Below are 24,909 nucleotides of genomic sequence, written 5' to 3'. Positions count from 1 at the left end.
CCGTACCTACAAGTAGGTCGAATGTTGACCCGTCTTCGTTATCTCCTCAGCGATTTCCCACCGATGTATCAATTCACTTAACAACGCCTTACCGCGCGCCGTTTAACGGTTACCCGGCGTGCTCTGTTCACGACCGGACACCGAGGTTACTGTCCAGTACATGCCGCTCGGGGATTTCGTCACACACCAGGTCACCAACCAGCCACCCGTGCTCGCGGAGTTCGACGCGCTGGCCTGCGACCCCGCACTGACCAGCGCGATCACCGGAACCGACCTGCTGCCCGGCTTGACCGAGATCGGCCGGCGGACGGGTTCGGCCGAGGCCCGCGAGCACGGACGGCTCGCGAACGAGAACCCGCCCGTCCTGCGCACCCACGACCGGTGGGGCAACCGGGTGGACGAGGTCGAGTTCCACCCTTCATGGCACTGGCTGATGAGCCAGGCGGTGGAGTTCGGGCTGCACGCCGCCCCCTGGGCCCCCGACGCCGGCCGCGACGCCCACCTCGCCCGCGCGGCGAGCTTCTACCTGTGGAGCCAGGTCGAGTCCGGCCACGGCTGCCCGATCTCGATGACCTACGCGTCGATCCCGGCGCTGCGCCACTCCCCCGAGCTCGCCGAGCGCTTCGAACCGGGACTGCGTTCGCGGAGCTACGACTTCGGCCTGCGCGAGCCGTCCAGCAAGGCGGGCCTGCTCGCGGGCATGTCCATGACGGAGAAGCAGGGCGGCAGCGACGTCCGCGCGAACACCACGACGGCGACGCCGCTGGCCGACGGCGGCTATCGGCTGGTCGGGCACAAGTGGTTCACCTCGGCGCCGATGAACGACCTGTTCCTCACCCTCGCGCAGGCACCGGGCGGGTTGACGTGCTTCGTGCTGCCGAGGGTGCTGCCCGACGGCTCCCGCAACCCGATTCGCTTGCAGCGCTTGAAGGACAAGCTCGGCAACAAGTCGAACGCGTCGTCGGAGATCGAGTACGCGGGCGCGATCGGCTGGCGCGTCGGCGAGGAGGGGCGCGGGATCCCCACCATCATCGAGATGGTGTCGATGACGCGGCTGGACTGCGTGATCGGCTCGGCGTCGACGATGCGGGCGGCGCTGACCGAGGCGGCCCACCACGTCGCGCACCGTTCGGCCTTCGGGTCCCGGCTGGCCGACACCCCGCTGATGTCGGCGGTGGTCGCCGACCTGGCGCTGGAGTCCGAGGCCGCGACGGCGGTGGCGATGCGCCTGGCCCGCGCGGTGGACGCCGGAGAGCGGTCGCTGCTGCGACTGGCGCTGCCGGTGTCGAAGTACTACGTGTGCAAGCGCTGCCCGATCTCGGTCGCCGAGGCCCTGGAGTGCTTGGGCGGCAACGGTTACGTCGAGGAGTCGGGACTGCCCAGGCTCTACCGGGACGCGCCGCTGAACTCCATCTGGGAGGGCTCCGGCAACGTCACCGCCCTGGACGCCTTGCGCGCCATGGCAAAGGAGCCGTCCACTGTGGACTCGCTACTCGCGGAGATCGACCTCGCCGCCGGCGCGGACGCTCGGCTGGACGCGGGTGTCGCCGACCTCCGCAAAGAGTTGGCCGACCCGCACCCGGCCCGCGCGCGGCGGCTGGCCGAGCTGGCGGCGCTGTGCCTCCAGGGCTCCCTGCTGCTGCGCGAGTCCCCGACCCACGTCGCGGAGGGGTTCCTGGCGACCCGGTTCGGCACGGAGACGACTCGGACCTTCGGCACTCTCCCGCGTGGCCTGGACACCGCCGCCTTGGTGGAGCGGGTGACCCCGGCCTAGCGCCTGTCCCGCGAGTCGTCTCGACGGCCCGACCCGGCACCGCGCCGCGGAATCCTCACGGGGGTTGGCTGGCGCGGTCGGGGTTTTCGCGTTTTGTCACCTTGATGCGCAAAAGAGCGCTCCCATTTCGCATCAAGGTGACAAAACGCGAACCCCGGGGCACGTGTGGTGGGTGCTGCGGGGAGAGGCGGGGGCTCCGGGAAGGGCTGGGGCTCGGGGGAAGGGCTGGGGCTGCGGGGAGCGGCTAGGGCGCCGGAGAGGGGCGGGAGGGGCGGGAGCGCCGGGAGGGGCGGGAGCGCCGGGGAGGGCTGGGGTGCCGGGGAGGACTAGGGCTGCGGGGAGTGCCGCTGGGCGCAGGGGCCCGCCTTCCACCACTCGCCCGCCGCCTCCAGCGACTCGTCGCCGAAGGGGTTCACGCCGGGCCCGGCCGCGAGGGCGTGGGCCACGTGCACGTGCAGGCACTTGACGCGGTCCGGCATGCCCCCGGCGCTGACCTTCGTGCCCAGGGACTCGATCGCGTCGCGCTCGGCGAGGTAGGACTCGTGCGCCTTGCGGTACTGCTCCGCCAAGGCCGGGTCCTCGGCGAGGCGGTCGGTCATCTCCTGCATCACGCCGGAGGCTTCCTGGGTGCCCAGGCGGGAGGAGAGCCGGGAGCAGGTCAGGTAGTACATCGTCGGGAACGGCGTGCCGTCCTCCAGGCGGGGGTTGGTCTGCACCACCGCCGGGTCGCCGCACGGGCAGCGGTAGGCCACCGCGCGCACACCGCGCGGGGCCCTGCCGAGCTGCGCGGTGATCGCGTCCCGGTCTGCCTGGCTTGCGGGCTCGTGCCCGGCTCCGGACGTCACTGCGGTTCAGCCTCCGACGATCGTGTCCCACAGGCGCTCGAACCACGACTTGTTCGGGGCCACCTGCTTGGTGTTGTCCTGTTCCTGCGGCGGCGCCGGGGTCGGCAGCTCCACCACGTACGGGGTCTCCCCCGGGTTGACGTACTTCAGCCGCCGCCGGGCCTCCGCCTCGATCTGCGCGGGGTCGGAGAGCTGCGCCTTGCGCTCCTCCAGCCTGCGGACCTCGGCGGCGTTGTCCTGCTGCAGCAACGTTTCCTGCTTGATCTCCGAACGCTGGCTGATGTAGGTCCGCAGCGGGACCGCCACCGAGAGCACCAGCGCGCAGACCACCAGGGCGAGCATCGCGGCCCGGCGGGTCGAGGAGAGCTGGAAGGCTCCCGCCGCCTTCGGGGCCATCCTCGGCCTGCGCGGCTGCGGCGTCCTGCGCGGCGGTCCGCCGCGATGGGGTGAGCCGGGTTGCTGCTCCCGCGCGTGCGGTCGGCCCGCGCGTTCGCCGCCCCGCTCACCCCGATCGCCTCGGATGCCTGTCCAGCCGCTCAGCCTGCGCTGGGCACGTTCAGGTCTGCGCGCCGCCGCAGCCTCTGTCCTGCGACGGCGGCGCTCCCGATCCTGCTCGCGCCCGGCCATGGCTCATCAGCCCCCGTTGGCCGGGGTGTAGCGCGGGAACGCCAGGTCGCCCGCGTAGCGCGCCGCGTCGCCGAGGGTCTCCTCGATGCGCAGCAGCTGGTTGTACTTCGCGACCCGCTCGCTGCGCGCCGGGGCACCGGTCTTGATCTGGCCCGCGCTGGTGGCGACGGCCAGGTCGGCGATGGTGGTGTCCTCGGTCTCGCCGGAGCGGTGGCTCATCATGCAGCGGTAGCCGCAGCTCTGCGCGAGGGTCACCGCGTCCAGGGTCTCCGAGAGCGTGCCGATCTGGTTGACCTTCACCAGCAGCGCGTTGGCGGCGCGGCGGGAGATGCCCTCCTCCAGGCGCTCGGAGTTGGTGACGAACAGGTCGTCGCCGACGAGCTGGACGCGCTCGCCCAGCTCGCTGGTCAGCCGCACCCAGCCGTCCCAGTCGTCCTCGCTGAGCGGGTCCTCGATGGAGACCATCGGGTAGGCCTTGACCAGCTCCTCGTAGTACGCCGTCATCTGCTCGGCGCTGCGCTTGGCGCCCTCGAACTCGTAGGCGCCGTCGCGGTAGAACTCGGTCGCGGCCACGTCGAGCGCGAGCACGATGTCGCGGCCGAGCCGGTAGCCGGCCTTCTCGACGGCGCTGGCGATCAGGTCGAGCGCGTCGCGGTTGCTCGGCAGGTCGGGGGCGAAGCCGCCCTCGTCGCCGAGACCGGTGTTCAGGCCCTTGGCCTTGAGCACCGACTTCAGCGAGTGGTAGACCTCCGCGCCCCAGCGCACGGCCTCGCGGAAGGACTCCGCGCCGATCGGGGCGATCATGAACTCCTGGATGTCCACGCCGCTGTCCGCGTGCGCGCCACCGTTGATGATGTTCATCATCGGCACCGGGAGCACGTGCGCGTTGGGGCCGCCGACGTAGCGGAACAGCTCAAGGCCGCTGCTCTCCGCCGCCGCCTTGGCCACCGCGAGCGAGACGCCGAGGATGGCGTTGGCGCCGAGGCGGGACTTGTCCGGGGTGCCGTCGAGGTCGACCAGCTTCTGGTCGACGACGCGCTGCTCGATGGCCTCGATGCCGTTGAGCTCGGGACCGATCTCGTCGAGGACCGCGGTCACGGCCTTCTCGACGCCCTTGCCGAGGTAACGGCCCTTGTCACCGTCGCGGAGCTCGACCGCTTCGTGCTCGCCGGTCGACGCCCCGGAAGGGACGGCGGCGCGCCCCAGCGTCCCGTCGTCCAGCAGCACCTCCACCTCGACGGTGGGGTTTCCGCGCGAATCCAGGATCTCGCGGGCGCCTACCTGCTCGATGACCGCCACGTGCGCTCCCTCTTTACCAGCGTCTGGGACCCAACAGTGGCCGAGCCTAGTCGTGCCGCCGGAACCGGCACGCGCCAGTCGGCGCGTCAATGCTATGACCGGGGTCACTCGTGCCGCGCGAGCACCTCCCGGACCACGTCGGCGGTGATCGGGCCGAGCTCGACGGGGGCTCCCCTGCGCACCCGGACCCGCAACGGGGCGGGCCGGAGCGCGGGCAGCCCCGCGAACTCGGCCAGCCCTTCCGGGCGGCGCGCGGTGACCGGCAGCAGCGTGACCCCGAGACCGGCCCGGACGGCGGCCAGCACCCCGGAGAGGTCCTGGGCCTCGCATGCCACCGTGAACGGGACGCGGTCCTCGCCGAGCGCCGCGAACGCCGTCCGCCGCACGACGCAGGGCTCCGCGTAGACCACCAAGGGCAACGGGTCCTTCGGGACGAACTTCGGTGCGGCGAACCAGGTGAGCCGCATCGTGCCCGCGGCGCGGCTGCGCCCACCGGCCGGACCGCCGAGCAGCAGGGCGAGGTCGACGTCGCCGTGCTCGACCGCCTCCGCGAGCCGCGCCGTGCGGTCCAGCCGGAAGCGGATCTCGCGCTGCGGGAAGGCGGCTCGCAGCGCGACGGCGAGCTCGGGCAGCAGCTGGTCGGCGGCGTGCTCGGTGGAGCCGACGACCAGTGCGGCGTCGTGGTCGATGCCGAGCCTGCGCAGCGCGTGGTCGTGCACGGAGAGGATGGACCGCGCCTCGGCGAGGACCTGCTCGCCGCGCGCGGTGAAGCGGCACTGACGGCCGTCGCGTTCCAGCAGCTCCCCTCCGACGACCTTGGCCAGCCTGGCGACGTGCTGGCTGACCGCGGACTGGGTCAGGTGCAACGCGGTCGCGGCGCGGTGGAAACCGCCGTGGTCGGCGATCGCGACGAGGCTGCGCAGCTGGACGATGTCGAGCACGGCGGACATGCCGGGATGCTAGCCCGGAGACCGATCACATTCGCTGATCGATCGCATTTCCTAATCGTTCAGCCGTCGCGTCAGGAGTCCGGAGCAGGCTCGCCCCATGAGGATTCCCGCTCCGGTCGCGATCGGAACCGTGCTGATCTGGACGTCGGGCTACCTGCTCGGCGCGCTCGCGGTCGACGTCGTCCCGCCGTACCTGTTGACCACGGTCCGCCTGACGCTGGGCGCGCTGCTGATGGGCGCGATCGCGCTCGTCACCGGAGCGCGTAGGCCACGCGGGCGGCTCCTGCTGCACGTCTGCGTCGCCGGAGTGCTCACGCAGGCCGTGCAGTTCGCCGGTGTCTACGGCGGCCTCCAGGCCGGAGTGCCCGCGGCGGTGACCGCACTGGTGATGGCGTTGAACCCGGTGCTGACGGCGGTGATGGTGACCGGTCTGCTCGGCGAACGGGTCGGCAGGAAGCAGGTCGTCGGGCTCGTCCTGGGTGTGCTGTCGGTGGTCGCCGTGCTCGGGGAGCGCGTGCTGGAGGTCGGGCTGGACGCGGGCAGCCTGCTCACCCTGCTGGGCCTGTTCGGGTTCGCCGTCGGCGGGATCTACCAGCAGCGGTTCTGCTCCGGTGCGGACGTCCGCGCCGCGAGCACCGTGCAGATGGCCGTCTCGGCGCCCGTGGTCGGCGTGCTTGCGCTGTTCGAGGACGGCACGGTGACCGACTGGACCGGAGCCGGGCTGATCGCACTCTGGTTGGTGCTGGTCAACGCCCTCCTCGGGACGTCGCTGTACCTGGAGGCGGTCCGGCGCGGCGGCGCCAGGCGAGCGAGCTCGTTGTTCAGCGTGGTCCCCGCGGTGACGGCGATCGCGGCGTGGCCGGTGCTCGGCGAGCTGCCCTCGCTCGGCGCGCTCGCCGGGCTCGGGCTCGGAGCGGCGGCCTGCGTGCTCGGAACCTCAACGGCGGCAGAGAAAACTCGCGTCGCGAAGGATCCGGTACCGCGACGAGATCGCGCCGCGACCGTCCATCCGGGATGATCACTGAGGGTGCCGGTGCCCCCGCCGACTGCCCACCATCCGGCGGTCGAGGTTCGACCGCCCCCGGCGTAGCGTGGGGTGAACCATGAGCGACGGCACATTCGAGGCGTTCCGCAAGGCCGAGGCGCTACTCGCGCGGCGGCAGCCCCTCGACGCCCTGCGCGCACTGGAACCAGTGCTCGAACACGAGCCGAACACACCGAGCGTCCAGCTGCTCGCCGCCCGCGCCTACTTCGCCTCCGCCCAGCTCAACCGGGCAGAGGCGGCTTTTCGCCGGGTGGTCGAACTCGACCCGACGGACCACTACGCGCGGTTCGCGCTCGGCAAGACGCTGCACCGGCAAGGCCGGCTCCAGGACGCGGTGACCCAGCTGCGGATCGCGGTGGCGATGCTGCCGTCGCCGGACTACCAGGAAGCCCTCAACGAGGTCCGCGCGCGCATCGCGGTGGAGAACAGCAACTAGCGCCTGCCCGGCAAGCCTCTGGCGGGGCAACCCAACGGCACGCTGCGCCGCGCGTGGGCTGGCGCGGTTGGGTTTCGCGTTTTGTAGGCTTAATGTGCGATAGAGCGCTCTCATTTCGCATTAAGCCTACAAAACGCGAAACAGGGGGCGCGGGTGTGGTGGTGGCGCCGGGGAATGGCGTGGACGGTCGGTGATGCGGTGTCGCGGCTACCGCCTCCGAGTCGGCGAGGCGGCGCGGTGAGCGTCTCCGAGGCGGCGCGATGAGCGTGGCGAGGCGGCGAGCGTCTCCGAGGCGGTGAGGCGGCGCGATGAGCGTGTCGGTGTGGCGCCCCGGTTCTCGGGGTTGGGGCCGTCCCGGAGTGGCTGTCAGCGACCGAGGCTGCGGCGGGCGTAGGTGTCGGCGAGGCCGAAGACCTTCTGGCCGTACTCCGTGGAGTTGTTGTACGAGAACACCGCGGCCCACCACCCCTTCGCGTCACCGAGGTCGCGGTTGCCGGAGCACAGGTAGCGGGCGGCGGCCACGGCCGCGTCGTCGATCTGCTGCGGGTCCGCCCGGCCGTCGCCGTTCCCGTCGGCCGCGTAGCGCTTCCACGTGCCCGGGATGAACTGCATCGGGCCGACCGCGCGGTCCCAGTTCGTGTCGCCGTCGAGCGCTCCGCCGTCGGTGTCCGGGATCGCGCGCACGTTCGGCCCGCCGTCGAGCGGGATGCCGATGATCGGCTTCGACGGCCGGCCGTCCTCGTTGAGCGTGGCTCCGCCGTAGCGGCCGTGGTTGGACTCGACGCGCCCGATGCCCGCCACGGTCGACCACGACAGTTGGCAGCGCGGGCGCTCGGTCCGCATCGCGAGGTCGGCGAGGGCATAGGCGCGCAGTGCCCGCGCGGGCACGTCCACCGCCTCGGAGAGCCTGGATGCCCACTCGTCGAGCGGGTCACGTCCCGCGGGAGCGCCTTGGGGAGCCGGTTGCCGCAGGTCCGGCACCACTCCGGCATCACCGGGCACCACCGAGCCGGGCTGCACGGGGGCCGCGGTGATCGGGGCTTCCCTTGCCGGTCCGCGGGTGGGCGTGGTCAGGTCGGAGAGCACCGAGAGCGCCACTGCCCCGACGCCGAGCACCAGACCCACGACGAGAAGTCGCCCCAGCAGCGAGCGCCCGCGGCGTGGCGGGGTCGGCGAGATCACCGGGGCAGGGGTTACCACCCGGTCAGGTTACGTGCTTTTCTCGGGTTCGGGTCAGACCCGGCGGCTCAACCTGCCGTAACGGTCCGCCCGGTCGAGCACGTCCTGGCCGTACTTGCGGCTCTCGTTGTAGGTCAGCACCCCGCGCCACCAGCCGTCCGCCGTGCCGAGGTCGCCCCCGGACGCGCACAGGTAGCGGGCGGCCGCGAGCGCGGCGTCGTCCAGGTCGTTGGGGTCGGCGACCCCGTCCCCGTCGGCGTCGGCGCCCCAGTCGCGCCAGGTGGAGGGGATGAACTGCATCGGGCCGACCGCGCGGTCCCACACGGCGTCCCCGTCGAGCTTGCCGCCGTCGGTGTCCGGGATCGCCTTCACTCCTGGCCGCCCGTCCAGCGGGAGGCCGCGGATGGGCACCGTCGGTTTGGCGTCGGCGTCCAGCCGGGCGCCCGCGTAGCGGCCGTGGTTGGACTCGACCTGGCCGATCCCCGCGAGCACGGTCCAGGTGATCCGGCACTCGGGCCGCTCGCGCTGGAGCTGGACGGTGGCGTAGCCGTAGGCCTGCAGCGCCGCCTTCGGCACGTTGAGCTGCTCGGAGATGCCACCCGCCCAGCTCGCGAGCTGCCGCTGCGGCGGGTAGTCCAGCGCCGACAGGTCCGCGGCGAGACCCAGCCGGGGCAGGGCGGTGCCCGCGTTGGGCGGGGCGCTGGCCGCGAGCAGGGGTTCGGTGGGCCCGGCCTGCTTCGGCCGGGGCCGGGTCGCCGACTCGTCGGCGACCAGCAGCACCGAGAGCGCGCACGCCGCCATGCCGAGGGAACCGAGCACGAGCGCCGACCATCGTCGTCGCGTCCAAGGCACGTCGAGCCTCAAGGCAGCCTCCTCTCCGTCGGCCAGTGTGCCCGGTGGCTGGTGCGATCTCCGAGCACGATCCCGCGAGAGTCGCCCTTTCCTCCGATGGTCACGCCGGTCAGGTGAGAGCGTTCCCCCTTCCGGTGTACGGCAACTGCCTGCCTCGCCGCCTGCCCCGAATTCGGGGGACAAATGTCGCGTTTGCCGTTTTCCCAGGTCACGAGCGCGAAACAACGCTCGAACGGCGCTAGACAGAACAGGGAAGGCTAACCTAATTTTCGCGGTCGGGTCCGAGTCAGGGAGGACAGACCGTGCTGTTCAGCAATGCCCTCATCGGGCTGCGCGAGGGTCTCGAAGCCGCATTGGTGATCAGCATTCTGGTGGCCTTCCTGGTCCGAACGGACCGCAGGGCCGCGCTGCCGCTGGTGTGGACCGGCGTCGCCGTCGCGATCGGGCTCTCGGTCGCCGCAGGCGCGCTGCTCACCTTCACCGCGGCCAGCCTCAGCTTCGAGCAGCAGGAGGCCTTCGGCGGCTTCGCCTCGATCGTCGCGGTCGCGCTGGTCACCGGGATGATCTTCTGGATGCGCCGTACCGCGCGCACGCTCGCCGGACAGCTGCGCGCCAAGCTCGACGAGGCACTGGACATCGGCCCGGTCGCGGTGATCGCCGTCGCCTTCCTCGCCGTCGCGCGCGAGGGGCTGGAGACCGCGCTGTTCTTCTTCTCCAGCGTGCAGGCCGCGGGTGGCGGAACCCTGGAACCGTTGCTGGGCTTCCTGATCGGCATCGCGGTCGCCGTCGCGCTCGCGTGGCTGCTCTACCTCGGCGCGGCCAAGGTGAACCTGTCGAAGTTCTTCACCGTCACCGGAGTGCTGCTGGTCTTCGTCGCCGCCGGGGTGCTCGCCTACGGCGTGCACGACCTCCAGGAGGCGGCGATCCTGCCCGGCCTGAACACCCTCGCCTTCGACGTCAGCGACTACGTGCCCGCCGACTCCTGGTACGGGGCGCTGCTGAAGGGAATCCTCAACTTCTCCCCGCGGACCACCGTGCTCGAAGCCGTGGTGTGGAGCGGGTACGTCCTCGTCGTCCTCTCGCTTTTCCTTGCCCCGCAACGCAAGCGCATTCAGGAGACCGCACAGTGAGCAGAACCGCCGTAATCGGAGCACTGGCGCTGGTGACGCTGTCCGCCTGCGGCACACCGGCCTCGGAGAACGGACCGATCGCCGTGCGGGCCAGCGAGACGGAGTGCGCGGTGGCCCGCACCAGCACCACCGCCGGGACGATCACATTCGAGGTGGCCAACAAGGGCACCAAGGTCACCGAGTTCTACCTCTACGCCGAGGGTGACCGGATCATGGGCGAGGTCGAGAACATCGGCCCCGGCCTGACCCGCAAGCTCAACGTGGAGGTCGCCGAGGGCGGCAAGTACACCACCGCGTGCAAGCCGGGCATGAAGGGCGACGGCATCCGCGGCGAGTTCACCGTGACCGGCGGCGCGGCCAAGGCCGTCGACGGCGATGCGAAACTGGCCGAGGCGACCAGGAGCTACCAGCGCTACGTGAACTCGCAGTCCGACGCGCTGCTGGCGAAGACGACCGAGTTCGTCGATGCGGTGAAGTCCGGCAAGGTCGACGCCGCCAAGGCGCTGTTCCCGGTGGCGCGGACCTACTGGGAGCGGATCGAGCCGGTCGCGGAGAGCTTCGGCGACCTGGACCCGAAGATCGACGGCCGGGAGGACGTGATCGAGGAGGGCCAGGAGTTCACCGGCTTCCACCGGCTGGAGAAGGACCTGTGGGCCGACGGTCTCAAGCCGGACTCCAGCGCCGTCGCCGACCGGCTGCTCGCCGACGTCAAGGAGCTCGTCGAGCGCGCGAAGAAGGTGGAGCTGACGCCGTTGCAGCTGGCCAACGGCGCCAAGGAGCTGCTGGACGAGGTCGCGACCGGCAAGATCACCGGCGAGGAGGACCGCTACTCGCACACCGACCTGTGGGACTTCCGGGCCAATGTGGACGGCGCGCAGGCGGCCATCGCCTCGCTGCGGCCGGTCCTGGTGGAGCGCGACGCGAATGCTCTGTCCACTGTGGAGGAAAGGTTCACCGCGCTGGACAAGCTGCTGGAGAAGCAGCGCAAGGACGACGGCTTCAAGCTCTACACAGCGCTGACCGAGCAGGAGAAGAAGGACCTCGCCGCGGCGGTGGACGCACTCGGTGAGCCGCTGAGCAAGGTCGCATCGGTGGTGGCTGGGAAATGACCGGGCTCTCGCGCAGGCAGCTGTTCGGCTACGCCGGGGCGGGCGTCGCGCTCGCCGGGGCGGGCGCGACGGCCGGAGTCCTCGCCGCACGGGCGGAGGAGGTCCCGGAGCGACCGCACCTCGTCCCGTTCCACGGCGACCACCAGGCGGGCATCACCACGGCGGCCCAGGACCGGCTGCACTTCGTCTCCTTCGACGTGACCACCTCCAAACGCGCCGAGCTCGTGGACCTGTTGCGGGAGTGGACGATCGCCGCCGAGCGCATGACCCGCGGCGAGGAGGCGGCCGATCGCGGCGCCATCGGCGGTCCCCAGCACGCACCGCCCGCCGACACCGGTGAGGCGCTCGGGCTCTCGGCGTCGTCGCTGACGCTGACCGTGGGTTTCGGCCCCTCGTTGTTCGACAAGCGCTTCGGCCTGGAGTCGGCCCGCCCCGAGGCGCTCGCCGACCTGCCCCGGTTCCCGTCCGACGACCTCGACCCGAAGCGCAGCGGCGGCGACATCTGCGTGCAGGCGTGCGCGGACGACCCGCAGGTGGCGGTGCACGCGGTGCGCAACCTCGCCCGCATCGGCTTCGGCTCGGTCGCGGTGCGCTGGTCGCAGCTCGGTTTCGGGCGCACGTCGTCGACGACCAAGGACCAGGCGACGCCACGGAACCTGTTCGGCTTCAAGGACGGCACGAACAACATCAAGGCGGAGGACGCGGGCGAGCTGGACGACCACGTGTGGGTGCGCGACGGCGACGGCCCCCCGTGGATGACCGGCGGGACCTACCTGGTGGCGCGGCGGATCAGGATGCACATCGAGACCTGGGACCGCACCTCGCTCGCCGAGCAGGAGGCGATCATCGGCAGGAAGAAGGGCTCCGGCGCCCCGCTGGGCCAGACCGAGGAGTTCGACCCGGTCGACCTGCACGTGAAGGGCGCGGGCGGCGTCCCGCTGATCGCCGAGGACTCCCACGTCCGGCTGGCGTCGGCGGAGTCGCTCGGCGGGGCGAAGATCCTGCGCCGCGGCTACAACTTCACCGACGGCTCCGACGGCTTCGGACACCTGGACGCGGGTCTGTTCTTCATCTGCTTCAACCGCGACCCGCGCAAGCAGTTCGTGCCGATGCAGCAGGCACTGTCCAGTAAGGACAAGATGATGGAGTACGTGAAGCACAACGGTTCCGGCTTGTTCGCCTGCCCGCCGGGCGTGCGGCCGGGAGAATTCTGGGGACAGCGGCTGTTCCGGTAACTAGGCTGGTCGGCTCGTTTCTCCCCCGAAAAGGAGCCATGCCATGGGTGCGCCCTATCCACCGATCGAGCCCTACGACCACGGAATGCTCGACGTCGGTGACGGCAACCTCGTCTACTGGGAGACCTGCGGCAACCCCGACGGCAAGCCCGCCGTCGTCCTGCACGGCGGACCGGGCTCCGGGTGCTCCGCGGGCCCGCGGAAGACGTTCGACCCCGAGCGCTACCGGATAGTCCTGTTCGACCAGCGGGGATGCGGGCGAAGCCTGCCGCACGCCAGCGATCCGGCGACCGACATGAGCGTCAACACCACCGAGCACCTGATCCAGGACATGGAGAAGCTGCGCGAACACCTCGGCGTCGAGCGCTGGCTGCTCTACGGCGGCTCCTGGGGGACGACGCTGGCACTCGCCTACGCCCAGCGGTTCCCGGAGCGGGTGTCGGAGATCGTGGTGATCTCGCTGAGCACCACCCGTCGCCACGAGCTGGAGTGGCTCTACGGCGGCGTCCGCCGCTTCTTCCCCGAGGCGTACGAGCGGTTCCGTGACGGAGTCCCGGAGGCCGACCGCGACGGAGACCTCATCGCCGCCTACGCCCGCCTGATGGAGGACCCCGACCCGGATGTGCGCGCCAAGGCGGCGACGGACTGGTGCGCGTGGGAGGACACCGTGCTCAGCATGGAGCCCGGGGGCAAGCCGAACGTGTTCCTCGGCCGCCCCTCCGACTCGATGCTCGCGCTGGTCCGCATCATCACCCACTACTACGCGAACGCGGGCTGGCTGGAGGAGGGCGTGCTGATCCGCGAAGCCCACCGCCTCAAGGACATCCCGGGTGTGCTGATCCACGGCCGTCAGGACATGAGCTGCCCGGTGGAGACGGCGTACGACCTCGCGGCGGCCTGGCCAGGAGCGGAGCTCCACATCGCCGACGACGGGGGCCACAAGGGCAGCCCCACCACCACCGAGCACCTCTTCGCCGCCCTCGACCGCTTCGCCCACACCTAACCCGTTTCATGGCCATTCGCGGGCTTATGGACGCTTGTGAGGACTCCAGCACGTCCATAAGCCCGCGAATGGCTGGCGGCGGGTGGGTCAGTGGGTGGTGACGAGGAGGGTTCCGTCGGGGGCGCGCACGCCGAACCCCGTGATCTCGTCCGGGTGCAGGCCCACGGATCCCTTGAGGCGCTGGGACTGCCGGGCGCCGCTCGCAGTCCAGCCCAGGGTCACCTGGGGGTCGTTGGCCACGGAGTAGGCAACGAGCTCGCAGGGGCCCTGGACTCCGGTGACGTCGACGTCGACCTCCGTGCCCCAGTCGGCCAGGCGCGTCGTCACACGCAGCACTGCCGAGGTTCGCGGGTTCTCGCCCGTCAGAAGCCGCTCGCCGACCTTCGCGACAGGCTGGACGAGGGAGTCCGGGCTGGTGACCACCTCGGGTACGCCGATCTTCATCGGCGGTTCCGAGCCGAACAGGGCGGCCACGACGAGCAGGAGCGCGCACGCCGCGATGCCGACGGGGAACCCGACACCTCGTCGGGCGCGGGGAGCCGGTGGCGCGAAGAGGCCGAGCCTGTCCGCCTGGCGCAGCAACGCGGCGATGGGGACGATTCCGACAACCTCGCGCTGGCAGGCGGCACAGCGCGTCAGGTGACCCTCGAACGCGTCGTTTCCCTTGTCGTCCAAGGCTCCCAGGGCATAGGCGGCAACATCACCGTGTGCCGGCTCCGTGCTCACGTCGCTATGCCCAGTCTCGGAGGGCCCGGCGGATGATGCGGGTCGCCTTGTGTAATCGGGACTTCACGGTGCCGACCGGGATGCCGAGCACCTCGGCCGCCTCGCGGACCGTCCGGCCGCGCACGTAGGTCTCGTAGACCGCCGCCCGGTGCTCCGCGGAGAGTTTCCCCAGCACCTGGACGATCACCATGGTGGACAGCGAGCGCTCGGACTCGTCCCGCACCTCCGCGACGTCGGAGTCGGTCAGCTCGACCTCCTTCGGCCGCGCGCGGCGGTTGCGCCAGCCGTCGATGACGATCCGCCGCGCCACCGTGAGCAGCCAGCCGCGCAGCATGCCCGGCTCCCGGACCAGGTTCGTCGAGTTCTGCCACGCCCGGATGAGGGTCTCCTGCACCACGTCCTCGGACCACTGCCGGTCCTGGTTGGTCAGTTGCATCGCGTGCGCGAGCAACACCGGTTTGAACCGCCCGTACAGCATCGCCATCAGTTCGTCGTCGTACTCCCTCTCCTCCGAGGGGCTCATTCTCCTGGGCTCGGTGCGACAGTCCCTGCTCAGAGCCTTCATCTAGCACGCAACCTCCGGACATCGAACCACGAAAACCGGCATGCGATTTCCGTGAGCTTGGGAAACGTCCCTCGCGCGTGCCCCGATCACCTACGAGGACAAGGCAAATGGGTAGCACAAAGATCTTGATGCCACCACGTCCACCCGGGATTCGCCCAGGTGAAGGCACGGGTACGTATCCCAGGAGCATACGGTTCACCCTTCTTTTGTGATCCAAGTCATACTCAATCCGAAAACCATCCAGGCATGCGCAGACGTACTTAACCGCAGCGGCACCAGCAAAATTCTCCGAAATCAGCAAGAAAGGGAAATTGTTGCCATGCGCCAAGGACCCGACCCATTAGCGCGCGACACAACGGCTTTAGCTGCGATAATGCCGTTGTCGTCCCGGCCGCTCTCCGGAGCGGACAGGAACGACATGTGCTCCGCCGACGGCCACGGGTCGTGAGGGATGCGCAGGATGGTCGTGGCCGCGCTGCTCGGGCTGTCCCTGTCCGTCATCGCCTCAGCGAACGCGCAGGCGCAGACGCAGCCGCTGGAGGCCAGCGACCGCGAGATGGTGGAGAAGGTCCACCTCGCCTGCCTCTGGGAGATTCCCACGGGACAGCAAGCCGCCGAGCGGGGAAGCTCGGAGCTTGTGCGCGACGTCGGAAAGCACATCGCCGACGACCACCTGGCCCTGGACGAGGCCGTCCGCCAGGTCGCGGAACAGCTCGGCGTCGCACTGCCGGATCGGCCCAGCGCCGAACAGCAGGCATGGATGGCCGAGATCACCGCCAAGACGGGCATCGAGTACGACCGGACCTTCGCCAACCGTATTCGCGCCGCGCACGGAACCGTCTTCAGCCTTGTGGCCGATGTACGTGCGAGCACTCGCAACGACGTGGTGCGGGCACTCGCCCAACGCGCGGTGACCACAGTGCTACAGCACATGACCCTGTCGGAGAGCACCGGCCTCGTGCAGTCCACCTCCCTTGTCGCACAGACGAATGCGGGGAGCACGGTGGTCAAGAACAACGCACTGTCCACACCTGACCTGCTCTACACAGTCCTATTAGGACTCATAGCGGCGGGTATCACGCTGGGCCTGCTCAGAAGCCTCAGCAGAACGGAAGGTTGAGATGGACGCACAGCAGCCACGAGCGCGGCATCGACTGCCGAAACCGGTGCGGCTGCTCGCGGTGGCGGCGACGGCGCTCACCGTCGGCGGCCTCGTGGTCGGCATCGAGGGCGCGTCAGCGGACGAGGGCAAGCCGGTCGATCCGCGCAACTTCGTCGACATCACCAAGGTGCGGAACAACTTTCGTGAGCCTCCGCAGCGACGGAACGCTTCTCCCGGCACGTTCACCACGGAGTGCGGGCGAAACGAGAACGGGCACCGCAACCCGGACAACTTCATCGTCACACCCGGCGTGCGCAACGGCGCGCAGCACCTCCACGACTACGTCGGCAACCTCTCCACGGACGCCTTCTCCACCAACCAGAGCCTCAAGCGCGCCGGTACCACCTGTGGCAACGGAGACCAGTCCACGTACTTCTGGCCCGTGCTCCGGCAGGTGAACACCAGGAGCACCAGGCAGCGCGATGCCGACGGCAACGACGGAAAGATCCTGTTGCCCAGCTCGGTCCGCCTGGAGTTCCGCGGCAACCCCAGGGAGGAGGTCACCGCGATGCCCAGGTTCCTCCGCGCCATCACCGGTGACGCCCAGGCGGCGACCAACGGCGGTGCCAATGCCATCGCGAGCTGGACCTGCACAACCACAAGGGAAAAGCGCACGACGAAGTACCCGCTGTGCACCACTGGCGGCCAGGTGATGCGGGTGCTGGACTTCCCGAGCTGCTGGGACGGCCGCAACCTGGACAGCAGGGACCACCGAAGCCACCTGGTCTTCCCCGACGACGCCGGTGGGTGTCCACGAAGGACTGTCCCGGTCCCGCAGCTGCGCATGACGCTGACCTACGACGTCGAGCCCCGGCCGGATTTCGCTGTGGACAGCTTCCCCGAGCAGGAGCACAACCCCCTCACCGACCACGCCGACTTCGCCAACGTGATGCCGGAGCGACTGATGGATCGAGTAGTCGCCTGCATCAACGAAGGCCAGAACTGCGAGTAGCTGCCCCGGAGGCCGCACAACCCATGCCTGCCAACACTTTTTCGGTGGCCGTCTCGGCACACGACCTCGGAGTCCGCGAGATGGCCGCGCTGTCGGCACGAGTGACCTACGTACTGATGTGCTTCACCCTGTGCTGGGGAGTCCTGACCGCGACCGGCTGGGTGCGCAGGCTGACCGGGCACCAGGCCGTGCGCGGCGGCCACCTCATGCTGGCAGCGGGCACGATCGCGGCAGGAACCACGCACGCCGTCGCGTTCCTGTTGCTCGACGAGGACGCGTTCGGCCTGTTCCAGCTCACCATCCCGGTCGCCGGTGGTGCGACCCCGCGTCACGCGCTCGGCATCATCGCGCTCGAACTGATGGCCGCCGTCGCGCTCACCGCCGGACTGCGGCGATGGGTGATGTACCGCAACTGGTTGTGGTTCCACCAGCTGGCCTACATCGCGGTCGGCCTCGGAGTCGTGCACTCGTGGCTCGGCGCGCTCGCCAACGGTCACCTGGCAACGGTGTGGCTCATCGGATCGACGGCGCTGGTTCCGGTGATCATATTGACAGTGCTGCGTTTTCTGCCACCGGACCGGCTTGTCCGAATAGGACTCATCGGCAGCTCCCCCGCTGCGGGTGCGACGGCGCCGACCTCCTCCGGGCGGGTCCGGGTCAGTGTGGACAACCAGCGCTGCCGCCGCTACGGGATCTGCCACGCCGAAGCACCGGAGCTCTTCGAGCTCGTCGCGGACGGGCGTCTGCGCTACAACCGCAACCCCGGCCCCGAGCAGGCGGACAAAGCCCAGGCGGCGGCGCGTGCGTGCCCGATGCAGGCGATCGAGCTCCGAGGGGCGCAGCGGTGAACCGGGCGGAGCGGATCGTGGTGGTGGGCACTGGCGTCGCGGCGCTGCGAGCCGCGGAACGCTTGCGGGAACTGGGTTTCTGCGGTGAGATCATGATGATCGGCGCGGAGCGGCACTGGCCCTACCACCGGCCGGCGTTGTGCAAGCAGCTGTTGGTCGGCGGTGTGCCGAGCGATGTGCGCCTCGCCGCCTACGGGGTGCTGGACGTGGTCTGGCGGCTCGGGACCACGGTGCGCGCGCTGAACCCGAAGCGCCGGGTCGTCGAACTGCCGGGCGGCGAGGAGGTCCGCTACGACGGACTGGTCATCGCCACCGGGGTCGAGGCGAAGCGGTTGGCAGGCATCCCGCACGGCGACCCGCGGGTGACCGTGATGCGGACGCTGCCCGACGCGCTCGCGCTGCAACGCGGGATCGCCACCGGCAGGGGGCCGGTGGTGGTGATCGGCGGCGGCTTCACCGGCTGTGAGATCGCGTCGAGCATGCGCGAGCTCAACCGCGAAGTCACTGTCGTCGCCAGGTCAGCTCCCCTGCTCGGTGCCGCGCTCGGCCAGGAGCTCGGCAAGCGGCTGACCGACGTGCACCGCTCCCGGGGCGTCGACGTGGCCTTCGGAGCGACGGTGCAGCACTGGTCGTCCCAAGTGGACGGTCTGGGCGTCTACCTGTCCACCGGCAAGGTCATCAACGCCTCGTGCGTCGTGGTCGCGGCCGGATCCGTGCCGTGCGTCAGCTGGCTGCGCGGTTCCGGCCTGGTGCTGGAGGACGGTGTGCTCTGCGACCCGGGCTGCCACGTGATCGGCGCGGAGGACGTCGTGGCGGCAGGAGATGTCGCGCGCTGGCCCAACCTGCGCTTCGACACCACGCCGAGGCGGGTGGAGCACTGGATCAACGCCGTGGAGATGGGGCGGGCCGCGGCGGAGAACCTGTTGGCGGGCAAGCAGGACGCACGCCCGTTCACTCCCGTGCCGCGCTTCTGGTCGGAGCAGCACGGGCTGCGCATCCAGGCGGCGGGCATTCCGAAGCTGGGCACGGACACCGTGATGCTCAGCCCTCCGGTCGGCGGCCATCGGGGCGTCACCGGCCACGTGCGCGAAGGACGCCTGATGGGCGTCGTCGGCGTCAACAACCCGGCGGCGGTGCTCGCGTGGACCAAGGAGCTGGAAAAGCAGGCTCCGGCAACGAAACCAACGCAGAACGTCGATGTGAGAAGGAGACAGAAGCAATGAGGTACAACACGATCGCGATCGCGGCGGCCGCCGGACTGTTGGCGGCAGGAGGTGTCGCATGGCTCGGTTCCGCCGAGGAGTCGCCGAGGACCACCGACGTGGTCGCCCAGCTCCCCGCGCGAACCGTGCAGGCCCCAGCCCTCGCCGCTGAGGCGAACTCGCCGGGAACGAAGCTCCGCGCCACCACGCTCGCGAAGATGGGCAAGGCGGTGACCGACGCGAAGGGCGCCGTCCTCTACCGCTTCGACAAGGACTCCGCGAAACCCTCGAAGTCGAACTGCGACGGCGACTGCGCCCAGCGGTGGCCACCGGTGCTCACCGAGGGCATCCCGAGCATCGAGGGAGCGGACAGCCAGCTCGTCGGCACCGTCACCCGCTCCGACGGGACCAAGCAGGTGACCCTCGCGGGCTGGCCGCTCTACCGCTTCTCGGGCGACGCCAAGCCCGGGCAGTGGAAGGGCCAGGGCGTCGGTGGCACGTGGTTCGTCGTGGCTCCTGACGGGACGAAGAACCTCAGCTGCATTCCCACCACCACGACGACCCCGAGCAGCGGCTACTGATCCGAAGGACCACACAGCTGCCCCGGCTTCCCCTGCACTGACCGGGGCCCGTAGAGCGGCGGGCGGGACGCGCGGCCGAATGCCCCGTCCCGACCGCCGCTCCAGCGGTTACCGGATCCGGTGGTTCAGCCCAGCGGCGGGAGCTCCGGGAGCGTCGCGGCTGGTTTCTCCGCGAGGCTCTCCAGTGCGAGGCGGATCGCGGTGTCCAGCTGCGGGTCCCGGTCGTTGACCCAGTCCTGCGGCGTCATCACCACCTCGACGTCCGGGTCGACGCCGTGGTTCTCCATGCCCCAGCCCACGCCTTCGATCCAGGTGGCGTAGCGCGGCTGCGTGACCAGGGTGCCGTCGACCAGGCGGTACCGGGAGTCGATGCCGACGGTGCCGCCCCAGGTGCGGACGCCGACGACCGGGCCGATGCCCATCGCCTTGGCCGCGCCGTTGACGATGTCGCCGTCGGATCCGGAGAACTCGTTGGCCACCACCACGACCGGACCGCGCGGGGCGTCGGAGGGGTAGGTGTGCGCGCGGTAGCCGTCGCGCCCGACCTGCCAGCCGACCACGCGCCTGGCGAGCTTCTCCACCACCAGCTGGGACAGGTGACCGCCCCGGTTCTCCCGGACGTCGGCCACGACCGCCTCGCGGGCCATCTCCACCCGCAGGTCGCGGTGCAGCTCCGCCCAGCCGGGGCCCATCATGTCCGGCACGTGCAGGTAACCGACCCGGCCCTCGCCGACCCGCTCCACGTAGGCCCTGCGGTCGGCGACCCACGCCTGGTAGCGCAGCGCGTCCTCGGAGGCGAGCGGCACGACGACCACCCGCCGCGACTCGCCGCCGTCGCGCGGGCCCACGGTCAGCTCGACCGCCTTGTCGACCGTGCCGACCAGCAGCGGCCCCGGTCCGGTCTCGGTGTCCACCGCCCGGCCGTTCACCGCGAGCAGCGCGTCGCCCTCGCGGATGCCGACCCCGGGGGCGGCCAGCGGGGAGCGCGCGTCGGGCACGGAGGACTCGCCGGGCAGGACCCTGCGGACCCGCCACACCCCGGCCTCGTCACGGGCGATGTCCGCGCCCAGCAGACCGATCCGCCGCGCCGAGTCACCGGGCCGGGCGGGCGGCGCGACGTAGGCGTGCGAGGTGCCGAGCTCGGCCTGGACCTCCCACAGCAGGTCGACGAAGTCGCTGTGGCTGCCGAGGCGGTCCAGCAGCGGTTCGTACCTGGCGAGCACCCCGGCCCAGTCGACGCCGCTGAGGTCCTCGCGCCAGAAGTGGTCCCGCATCAGGCGGCCGTTCTCGTGGAAGGCCTGCCGCCACTCCGCGCCGGGATCGACGACAACGCGCACCCGCGAGAGGTCGATGTCGATCTCGTCGTCGCCCGCGTCGCCGTTGGACTTCACCTTGCGGTCGGCGGGCAGCACGCGGAGGCTGCCGCCGTCGCGGACCACGATCCGCTTGCCGTCGCCGCTGACCCGGTAGCCGTCGAGGTCCTCGACGAGCACCTCCCCGGAGCGCTTCTCCAGGTCGTAGTACTCCAGCAGCGTGGGCTGGGCGTCGACACCGCTCGCGCCGTCCTCGTCGAGGACTCCGCTGATCGGGTCGCGCATCCACAGCAGACCGCCCTCGGCGGCGCGCAGCGCGTAGTAGCGGCCGTTCGCCACCGGGACGCCGACGACGCGGCTCGCCAGCCCGTCGAGGTCAACCGCGACCGTGACGGAGCTGTCGTCCTTGTTCTTGCGGTCGGAGTCGTCGTCGGAGTCCGGGGTGAACGGGCGCCCCTCCAGCTGCGGCCCGAACGGCGAGCGCGTGGTGGCCGCGAGCGGGACCAGGTACGGCCGGCCGCCGTTGGCGAAGGACATGTCGAAGACGTGCTCGTCGTAGATCGGGTCGAATGCCCGCTTGGACAGGAACGCGAGGTGCTTGCCGTCCACGGTGAACGCCGGGGAGTAGTCCACGAACCGCAGCGGCGTTACGTCCACAGTGGACAGATCGTCCACCCTGGCCATCCTGATCTGGCGCAGCGGGTACGGCCCCGGGTGGGACCACGCGACCCACTCGGAGTCCGGGGAGAACACCGCGTCGTCCGGGTCGCTCTCCACGCCGGAGACCAGCTCGCGCAGCTCGCCGCTGTCCACGTCGACCAGGACCAGCCGCCGGTCGTGCGTGGTGACGGCGATCGTCCGGCCGTCCGGCGCCGCCGCGAGCTCCAGCACCCTGCCGAGCTGCCCGGTCGCCAGCCTGCGCGGGGTCACGCCCGCGGTCCGGCCCACGGTGGGGCTGATCTCCAGCGCGTCCTCGCCGTCGGCGTCGGTCACCCACACCACCCGGTCCTCGCCGAGCGGCAGCGGCAGCCGCGCACGCACGCCGGGCTCCGCCGCCAGGGTGCGCACCGGCCCGTCGCGGTGGGTCAGCCAGTGCACGGTGCCGCGAACCTCGACCGCGCTCGCGCGGCCGGTGCGGTCCGGCACGGCCGCGCCCAGGTGCTTGCCCGCGGGCACCGGCGAAGGCTGGCGGAACCGGCGCGGACCGGTCAGCCGCACGTCCAGCTTCCTGGGCTCCGCGTCCAGGTCGTCGAGCAGCCACAGCGAGCCGCCGCTCTGGTAGACCACCCGCGAGCCGTCCGTGCTGGCGTGCCGGGCGAAGAAGTCCTCGTGCGAGGTGTGCCGCCGCAGGTCGGAGCCGTCCGGCGCACAGGAGTAGAGGTTGCCGACGCCCTCGTGGTCGGAGACGAAGACGATCCGGCCCGCCACCCACATCGGACCGACCAGCGAGGACTTCAGCTCGGGCAGGATACGCCCGAACTCGCCGTCGCCGTCCGCGTCCACCCAGAGCTTGCCCGCGGTGCCACCGCGGTAGCGCTTCCACCACGCGGGCTCCGGGTTGGCCGCCGAGCTGAGCACCACGGCGCCGTCGTCGGCGAAGGCGATCCCGCTGACCGGCCCGTAGGGCAGCGGCGTGTCGGGTCCGCCCGCCACCGGCACGGCGCGTGCCCAGGTGTGCCGGACGCTCTGCTGACCGGCGGCGCTGATCGCCAGGATGTCGCCGCCGGAGGTCCAGCCGAGGACGGTGGCCTTGAGGTCGCCCCAGTAGGTCAACCGCGTGCCGAGCCCGCCCTCGACCGGGACGACGTGGACCTCGGGAGCACCGTTGAGGCGGGAGGACCACGCGAGCCGTTCACCGTCGGGCGAGAAGCGCGGGTTGGCCGCGGGAACGCCGTCCGCGGTGACCCGCCATGCTCGGCCGCCGTCGAGCGGGGCCAGCCAGACGTCGTCCTCGGCGACGAAGGTCACCAGATCGTCGTGCACGTGCGGAAAGCGCAAGTACCCATCTGTCACCGACCCGACGTTAGTCGCTGTCCCCGTTACCCGGTCGTGAACGGACCTTCGTCGTATTCACACTTCAACCGGAACGGGGCCAGTGGGTGCGCCACGCCTCGGGTCCCATGGTCGCCGGGTCCAGCCCGGCGGCCTTGGCGGCGCGCTCCGCCGTGCGCACGTCCTCGGCGTAGCGGCGGGCGACCACGCGCAGCTCGTTCTCCGGGTCCTCACCGGCCAGCTTCGCCAGCGCGGTGACCACGAACAGCGTCGCCCCGGTGCCGTCGCCGTCCGGCAGCAGGTCGGCCGGGAAGCCCGCGCGCGCGGTGCGCTGGGCGAGCTTGGCCGCGAGCGCCACCGCGGGCTGCCCGAGCGCCACGCCGTCCACAGTGGACTCGCGGCGCTTCTCGACCTGCTTCAGCTCCTCCCAGCGCAGCTCCTGCGTCTCCGCGTCGCGCACGGCGGGGTCGCCACCGGCGAAGACGTGCGGATGCCGTCCGACGAGCTTGGCGACGAGGTCACCGGCCACCTCGTCGACGGAGAACGGGTCGGCCTCGTCCTCGGCGGCGACGCGGGCGTGGAAGAGCACCTGCAACAGCACGTCGCCCAGCTCTTCGCGCAGCGCCTGCCGGTCGCCGTCCTCGATCGCCTCCAGCAGCTCGTAGGTCTCCTCGACCAGGTACTGCCGCAGCGAGTCGTGGGTCTGCTTCGCGTCCCACGGGCATCCGCCAGGAGAGCGCAGCCGGTCCATGACCGCGGCCGCCTCCACCAGGGCAGCGCCCGCGGGCTCCGGCGTGCCGATCACCGGGGCGCCCGCCTCGTGCAACGCGGCGGCGGCCGGATCGGTCAGCGCGGTCGCGACGAGCACCACCGGTGCGGCGGCGGCGAGGCGAAGCAGCTCCGGGGTGTCCGGAGCCGGATCGGCCGCCACCTCCTCCGGCGCGCCGGGGACGGCGTAGACCGCCGTCGCCGCACGCAGCGCGGGCAGCGCCGCGGCGGGCAGAACGGGACCGAGGCGCGGGCTGAGCAGGACGACCGCGCAGCCCGCGGCGAGCGAGGACGTCACGACGCGGTCGTGCCCGCCTTGATCTGGAAGGCGGCCTTCTCCCCGGTGCTCGGCACGAGCTGGGTCTTCACCAGGTCCCACACGCCGTAGCGCGGGTTGACCTGCATGCCGAGCTCGTCGCCGAGCATCGAGATCATGCTCAGGCCGAGCGGAACGTAGAGCTGCGACATGCCCTCGGGGGTCTGCTGCCCGCCCGCCGGGTTGGCCGGGGCGGGCGCGCCGGTGTTCCGGCTGCGCACGTGGGCGACCATCCACTGCGAGGTCGGCGTGGTCTGCTGCTCCAGCTGCCCGGAGTCGTCGGCGACCGGGAAGGCGACGATGGTGCCTGCGGCCGTGCCGAACAGCGGGCTCACGGCGTAGCTCGCCTTGGCCTGCGCGAAGTTCAGCGTGGTGCCGAGGGTGGCCTGCTGCTTCTTGGCCGTCTCGTCCTTGACCAGCTGCCGGATCGCCTCTTCGCCCTTGGCCATCTGCTTGGCCTTGGCCATCGCCTCGGCGCGGGTGGTCGCGAAGACGGCGTCGAAGGTCACCGCCGTGCGGGTGGCGTACTTCTTGCCGACGGCCTCCGCCTCCAGCTGGGAGCGCACCAGGTCGCGCACGCCCTGGAGGTCGTAGGCGGGGAACGCGTCGTCGGGCACGGTGCCGCCGATCCTGGCCATCACCGCGTCGACGGCGCTGTCGCTGACCGGGACGCCCTCGCGCTGCGCGAGCCGCCCGGCGAGCTCCTGGCGGATCAGCACGCTCAGGATGGCCCTACCGGCCTGGTCGAGCTTGTGCTGGTCGCGCAGCTGCTGGTAGTCGGCGCGCACCGCGACGCCCGCGTCCAGCTTGTGCTGCACGTCGGAGACCGGGATGACCTTGTCGCCGATGATCACGGCGGCGTTGGGCTGCCCGGCTCCGGTGCTGCACCCGGCGAGCAGGAGACCGGTGGTGGCCGCCAGCGCGGCGACCAGACGAGAGGAACGGCTGATGGCCTTCACGGTGTCGTACCTTCTCACGATCGGGGCCACCGTGGTGTCCA

The 24,909-nt window shown here is 71.0% G+C and carries 23 protein-coding genes; 12 read left to right on the top strand and 11 right to left on the bottom strand.

The window, feature by feature from the left end; genetic code table 11:
- The first annotated feature begins 160 nt into the window (after positions 1-160).
- Positions 161-1,774 carry an acyl-CoA dehydrogenase family protein gene (locus ACFFQA_RS25100; RefSeq protein ID WP_377856980.1) on the top strand — a complete coding sequence of 538 codons (1,614 nt, stop codon included), beginning with the start codon at positions 161-163 and terminating at the stop codon, positions 1,772-1,774.
- Positions 1,775-2,100: 326 nt separating this feature from the next.
- Here the strand turns inward: ACFFQA_RS25100 and ACFFQA_RS25095 are convergent, their stop codons facing one another.
- The 4 genes from ACFFQA_RS25095 to ACFFQA_RS25080 form a co-directional block, all read right to left on the bottom strand.
- Positions 2,101-2,619: a DUF501 domain-containing protein gene (locus ACFFQA_RS25095; RefSeq protein ID WP_377856977.1), complete on the bottom strand. Its 519-nt coding sequence runs from the start codon at positions 2,617-2,619 to the stop codon at positions 2,101-2,103.
- A gap of 6 nt (positions 2,620-2,625) precedes the next feature.
- Positions 2,626-3,246, bottom strand: a complete 621-nt coding sequence (locus ACFFQA_RS25090; protein ID WP_377856975.1) for an FtsB family cell division protein — start codon at positions 3,244-3,246, stop codon at positions 2,626-2,628.
- A gap of 6 nt (positions 3,247-3,252) precedes the next feature.
- Positions 3,253-4,545, bottom strand: coding sequence for a phosphopyruvate hydratase (gene eno / locus ACFFQA_RS25085; protein WP_377856972.1), 1,293 nt, complete (start codon positions 4,543-4,545; stop codon positions 3,253-3,255).
- A 104-nt stretch (positions 4,546-4,649) separates the two neighbouring features.
- A complete protein-coding gene (locus tag ACFFQA_RS25080) occupies positions 4,650-5,495 on the bottom strand; it encodes a LysR substrate-binding domain-containing protein (RefSeq protein ID WP_377856969.1) in 846 nt (281 codons plus the stop codon).
- A 97-nt stretch (positions 5,496-5,592) separates the two neighbouring features.
- Between ACFFQA_RS25080 and ACFFQA_RS25075 the strand changes: the two genes are divergently transcribed.
- Together ACFFQA_RS25075 and ACFFQA_RS25070 are read left to right on the top strand one after the other, a co-directional pair.
- Positions 5,593-6,513 (top strand): DMT family transporter, encoded by a 921-nt coding sequence (locus ACFFQA_RS25075; RefSeq protein ID WP_377856966.1) that lies wholly within the window; start codon positions 5,593-5,595, stop codon positions 6,511-6,513.
- Positions 6,514-6,598: 85 nt separating this feature from the next.
- Positions 6,599-6,976: a tetratricopeptide repeat protein gene (locus ACFFQA_RS25070; RefSeq protein WP_377856963.1), complete on the top strand. Its 378-nt coding sequence runs from the start codon at positions 6,599-6,601 to the stop codon at positions 6,974-6,976.
- Positions 6,977-7,342: 366 nt separating this feature from the next.
- On the opposite strand, the gene ACFFQA_RS25065 is transcribed toward ACFFQA_RS25070, so the two are convergent.
- Together ACFFQA_RS25065 and ACFFQA_RS25060 are read right to left on the bottom strand one after the other, a co-directional pair.
- Positions 7,343-8,176 carry a lytic transglycosylase domain-containing protein gene (locus ACFFQA_RS25065; RefSeq protein WP_377856960.1) on the bottom strand — a complete coding sequence of 278 codons (834 nt, stop codon included), beginning with the start codon at positions 8,174-8,176 and terminating at the stop codon, positions 7,343-7,345.
- Positions 8,177-8,209: 33 nt separating this feature from the next.
- On the bottom strand, positions 8,210-9,019 hold the full coding sequence (locus tag ACFFQA_RS25060) for a lytic transglycosylase domain-containing protein (protein ID WP_377856958.1): 810 nt from the start codon (positions 9,017-9,019) through the stop codon (positions 8,210-8,212).
- A gap of 290 nt (positions 9,020-9,309) precedes the next feature.
- Here ACFFQA_RS25060 and efeU point away from each other — a divergent pair, with 290 nt between their 5' ends.
- Genes efeU through pip form a run of 4 tightly spaced genes read left to right on the top strand, consistent with a single transcriptional unit; the run spans position 9,310 to position 13,484 of the window.
- Positions 9,310-10,137: an iron uptake transporter permease EfeU gene (efeU, locus tag ACFFQA_RS25055; protein WP_377856955.1), complete on the top strand. Its 828-nt coding sequence runs from the start codon at positions 9,310-9,312 to the stop codon at positions 10,135-10,137.
- On the top strand, positions 10,134-11,246 hold the full coding sequence (gene efeO / locus ACFFQA_RS25050) for an iron uptake system protein EfeO (RefSeq protein WP_377856952.1): 1,113 nt from the start codon (positions 10,134-10,136) through the stop codon (positions 11,244-11,246). Before efeU ends, efeO begins: the two co-directional genes overlap by 4 nt.
- Positions 11,243-12,481, top strand: coding sequence for an iron uptake transporter deferrochelatase/peroxidase subunit (gene efeB / locus ACFFQA_RS25045; protein ID WP_377856949.1), 1,239 nt, complete (start codon positions 11,243-11,245; stop codon positions 12,479-12,481). Before efeO ends, efeB begins: the two co-directional genes overlap by 4 nt.
- A 43-nt stretch (positions 12,482-12,524) precedes the next feature.
- Entirely contained in the window at positions 12,525-13,484 is a 960-nt protein-coding gene (gene pip / locus ACFFQA_RS25040) for a prolyl aminopeptidase (RefSeq protein ID WP_377856946.1), read from the top strand.
- Between the two features lie 87 nt (positions 13,485-13,571).
- Here pip and ACFFQA_RS25035 read toward each other — a convergent pair whose 3' ends face one another.
- Together ACFFQA_RS25035 and ACFFQA_RS25030 are read right to left on the bottom strand one after the other, a co-directional pair.
- Positions 13,572-14,159 (bottom strand): hypothetical protein, encoded by a 588-nt coding sequence (locus ACFFQA_RS25035; protein ID WP_377856944.1) that lies wholly within the window; start codon positions 14,157-14,159, stop codon positions 13,572-13,574.
- A gap of 55 nt (positions 14,160-14,214) precedes the next feature.
- Positions 14,215-14,694, bottom strand: a complete 480-nt coding sequence (locus ACFFQA_RS25030) for a sigma-70 family RNA polymerase sigma factor (RefSeq protein ID WP_377857684.1) — start codon at positions 14,692-14,694, stop codon at positions 14,215-14,217.
- Positions 14,695-15,226: 532 nt separating this feature from the next.
- Between ACFFQA_RS25030 and ACFFQA_RS25025 the strand changes: the two genes are divergently transcribed.
- From ACFFQA_RS25025 to ACFFQA_RS25005, 5 genes are read left to right on the top strand one after another with little or no spacing between them, the layout of a single operon-like run.
- Complete coding sequence (locus ACFFQA_RS25025; protein ID WP_377856941.1) at positions 15,227-15,895, top strand: DUF4142 domain-containing protein; 669 nt, start codon at positions 15,227-15,229, stop codon at positions 15,893-15,895.
- A 1-nt stretch (position 15,896) separates the two neighbouring features.
- A complete protein-coding gene (locus ACFFQA_RS25020; RefSeq protein WP_377856939.1) occupies positions 15,897-16,889 on the top strand; it encodes a DUF1996 domain-containing protein in 993 nt (330 codons plus the stop codon).
- Between the two features lie 44 nt (positions 16,890-16,933).
- The gene (locus ACFFQA_RS25015) at positions 16,934-17,737 is read left to right on the top strand and encodes a 4Fe-4S domain-containing protein (RefSeq protein WP_377856927.1); all 804 of its coding nucleotides are present in this window, start codon (positions 16,934-16,936) and stop codon (positions 17,735-17,737) included.
- Entirely contained in the window at positions 17,734-18,960 is a 1,227-nt protein-coding gene (locus ACFFQA_RS25010) for an NAD(P)/FAD-dependent oxidoreductase (protein ID WP_377856924.1), read from the top strand. The genes ACFFQA_RS25015 and ACFFQA_RS25010 overlap by 4 nt, the downstream gene beginning before the upstream one ends.
- On the top strand, positions 18,957-19,520 hold the full coding sequence (locus ACFFQA_RS25005) for a hypothetical protein (protein WP_377856921.1): 564 nt from the start codon (positions 18,957-18,959) through the stop codon (positions 19,518-19,520). The genes ACFFQA_RS25010 and ACFFQA_RS25005 overlap by 4 nt, the downstream gene beginning before the upstream one ends.
- A gap of 125 nt (positions 19,521-19,645) precedes the next feature.
- Here the strand turns inward: ACFFQA_RS25005 and ACFFQA_RS25000 are convergent, their stop codons facing one another.
- From ACFFQA_RS25000 to ACFFQA_RS24990, 3 genes are all read right to left on the bottom strand, one after another.
- Positions 19,646-22,846, bottom strand: a complete 3,201-nt coding sequence (locus ACFFQA_RS25000; RefSeq protein WP_377856918.1) for a S41 family peptidase — start codon at positions 22,844-22,846, stop codon at positions 19,646-19,648.
- A gap of 64 nt (positions 22,847-22,910) precedes the next feature.
- Positions 22,911-23,891, bottom strand: coding sequence for a nucleoside triphosphate pyrophosphohydrolase (locus ACFFQA_RS24995; protein ID WP_377856915.1), 981 nt, complete (start codon positions 23,889-23,891; stop codon positions 22,911-22,913).
- Positions 23,888-24,886 carry a SurA N-terminal domain-containing protein gene (locus ACFFQA_RS24990; RefSeq protein ID WP_377856913.1) on the bottom strand — a complete coding sequence of 333 codons (999 nt, stop codon included), beginning with the start codon at positions 24,884-24,886 and terminating at the stop codon, positions 23,888-23,890. The genes ACFFQA_RS24995 and ACFFQA_RS24990 overlap by 4 nt, the downstream gene beginning before the upstream one ends.
- Positions 24,887-24,909 lie beyond the last annotated feature (23 nt).

Source organism: Allokutzneria oryzae, assembly GCF_042429765.1.
Classification (GTDB): Bacteria; Actinomycetota; Actinomycetes; order Mycobacteriales; family Pseudonocardiaceae; genus Allokutzneria; species Allokutzneria oryzae.
Note: the sequence above shows the minus strand (reverse complement) of the source record. Positions and strands in the feature narration are given on the sequence as shown.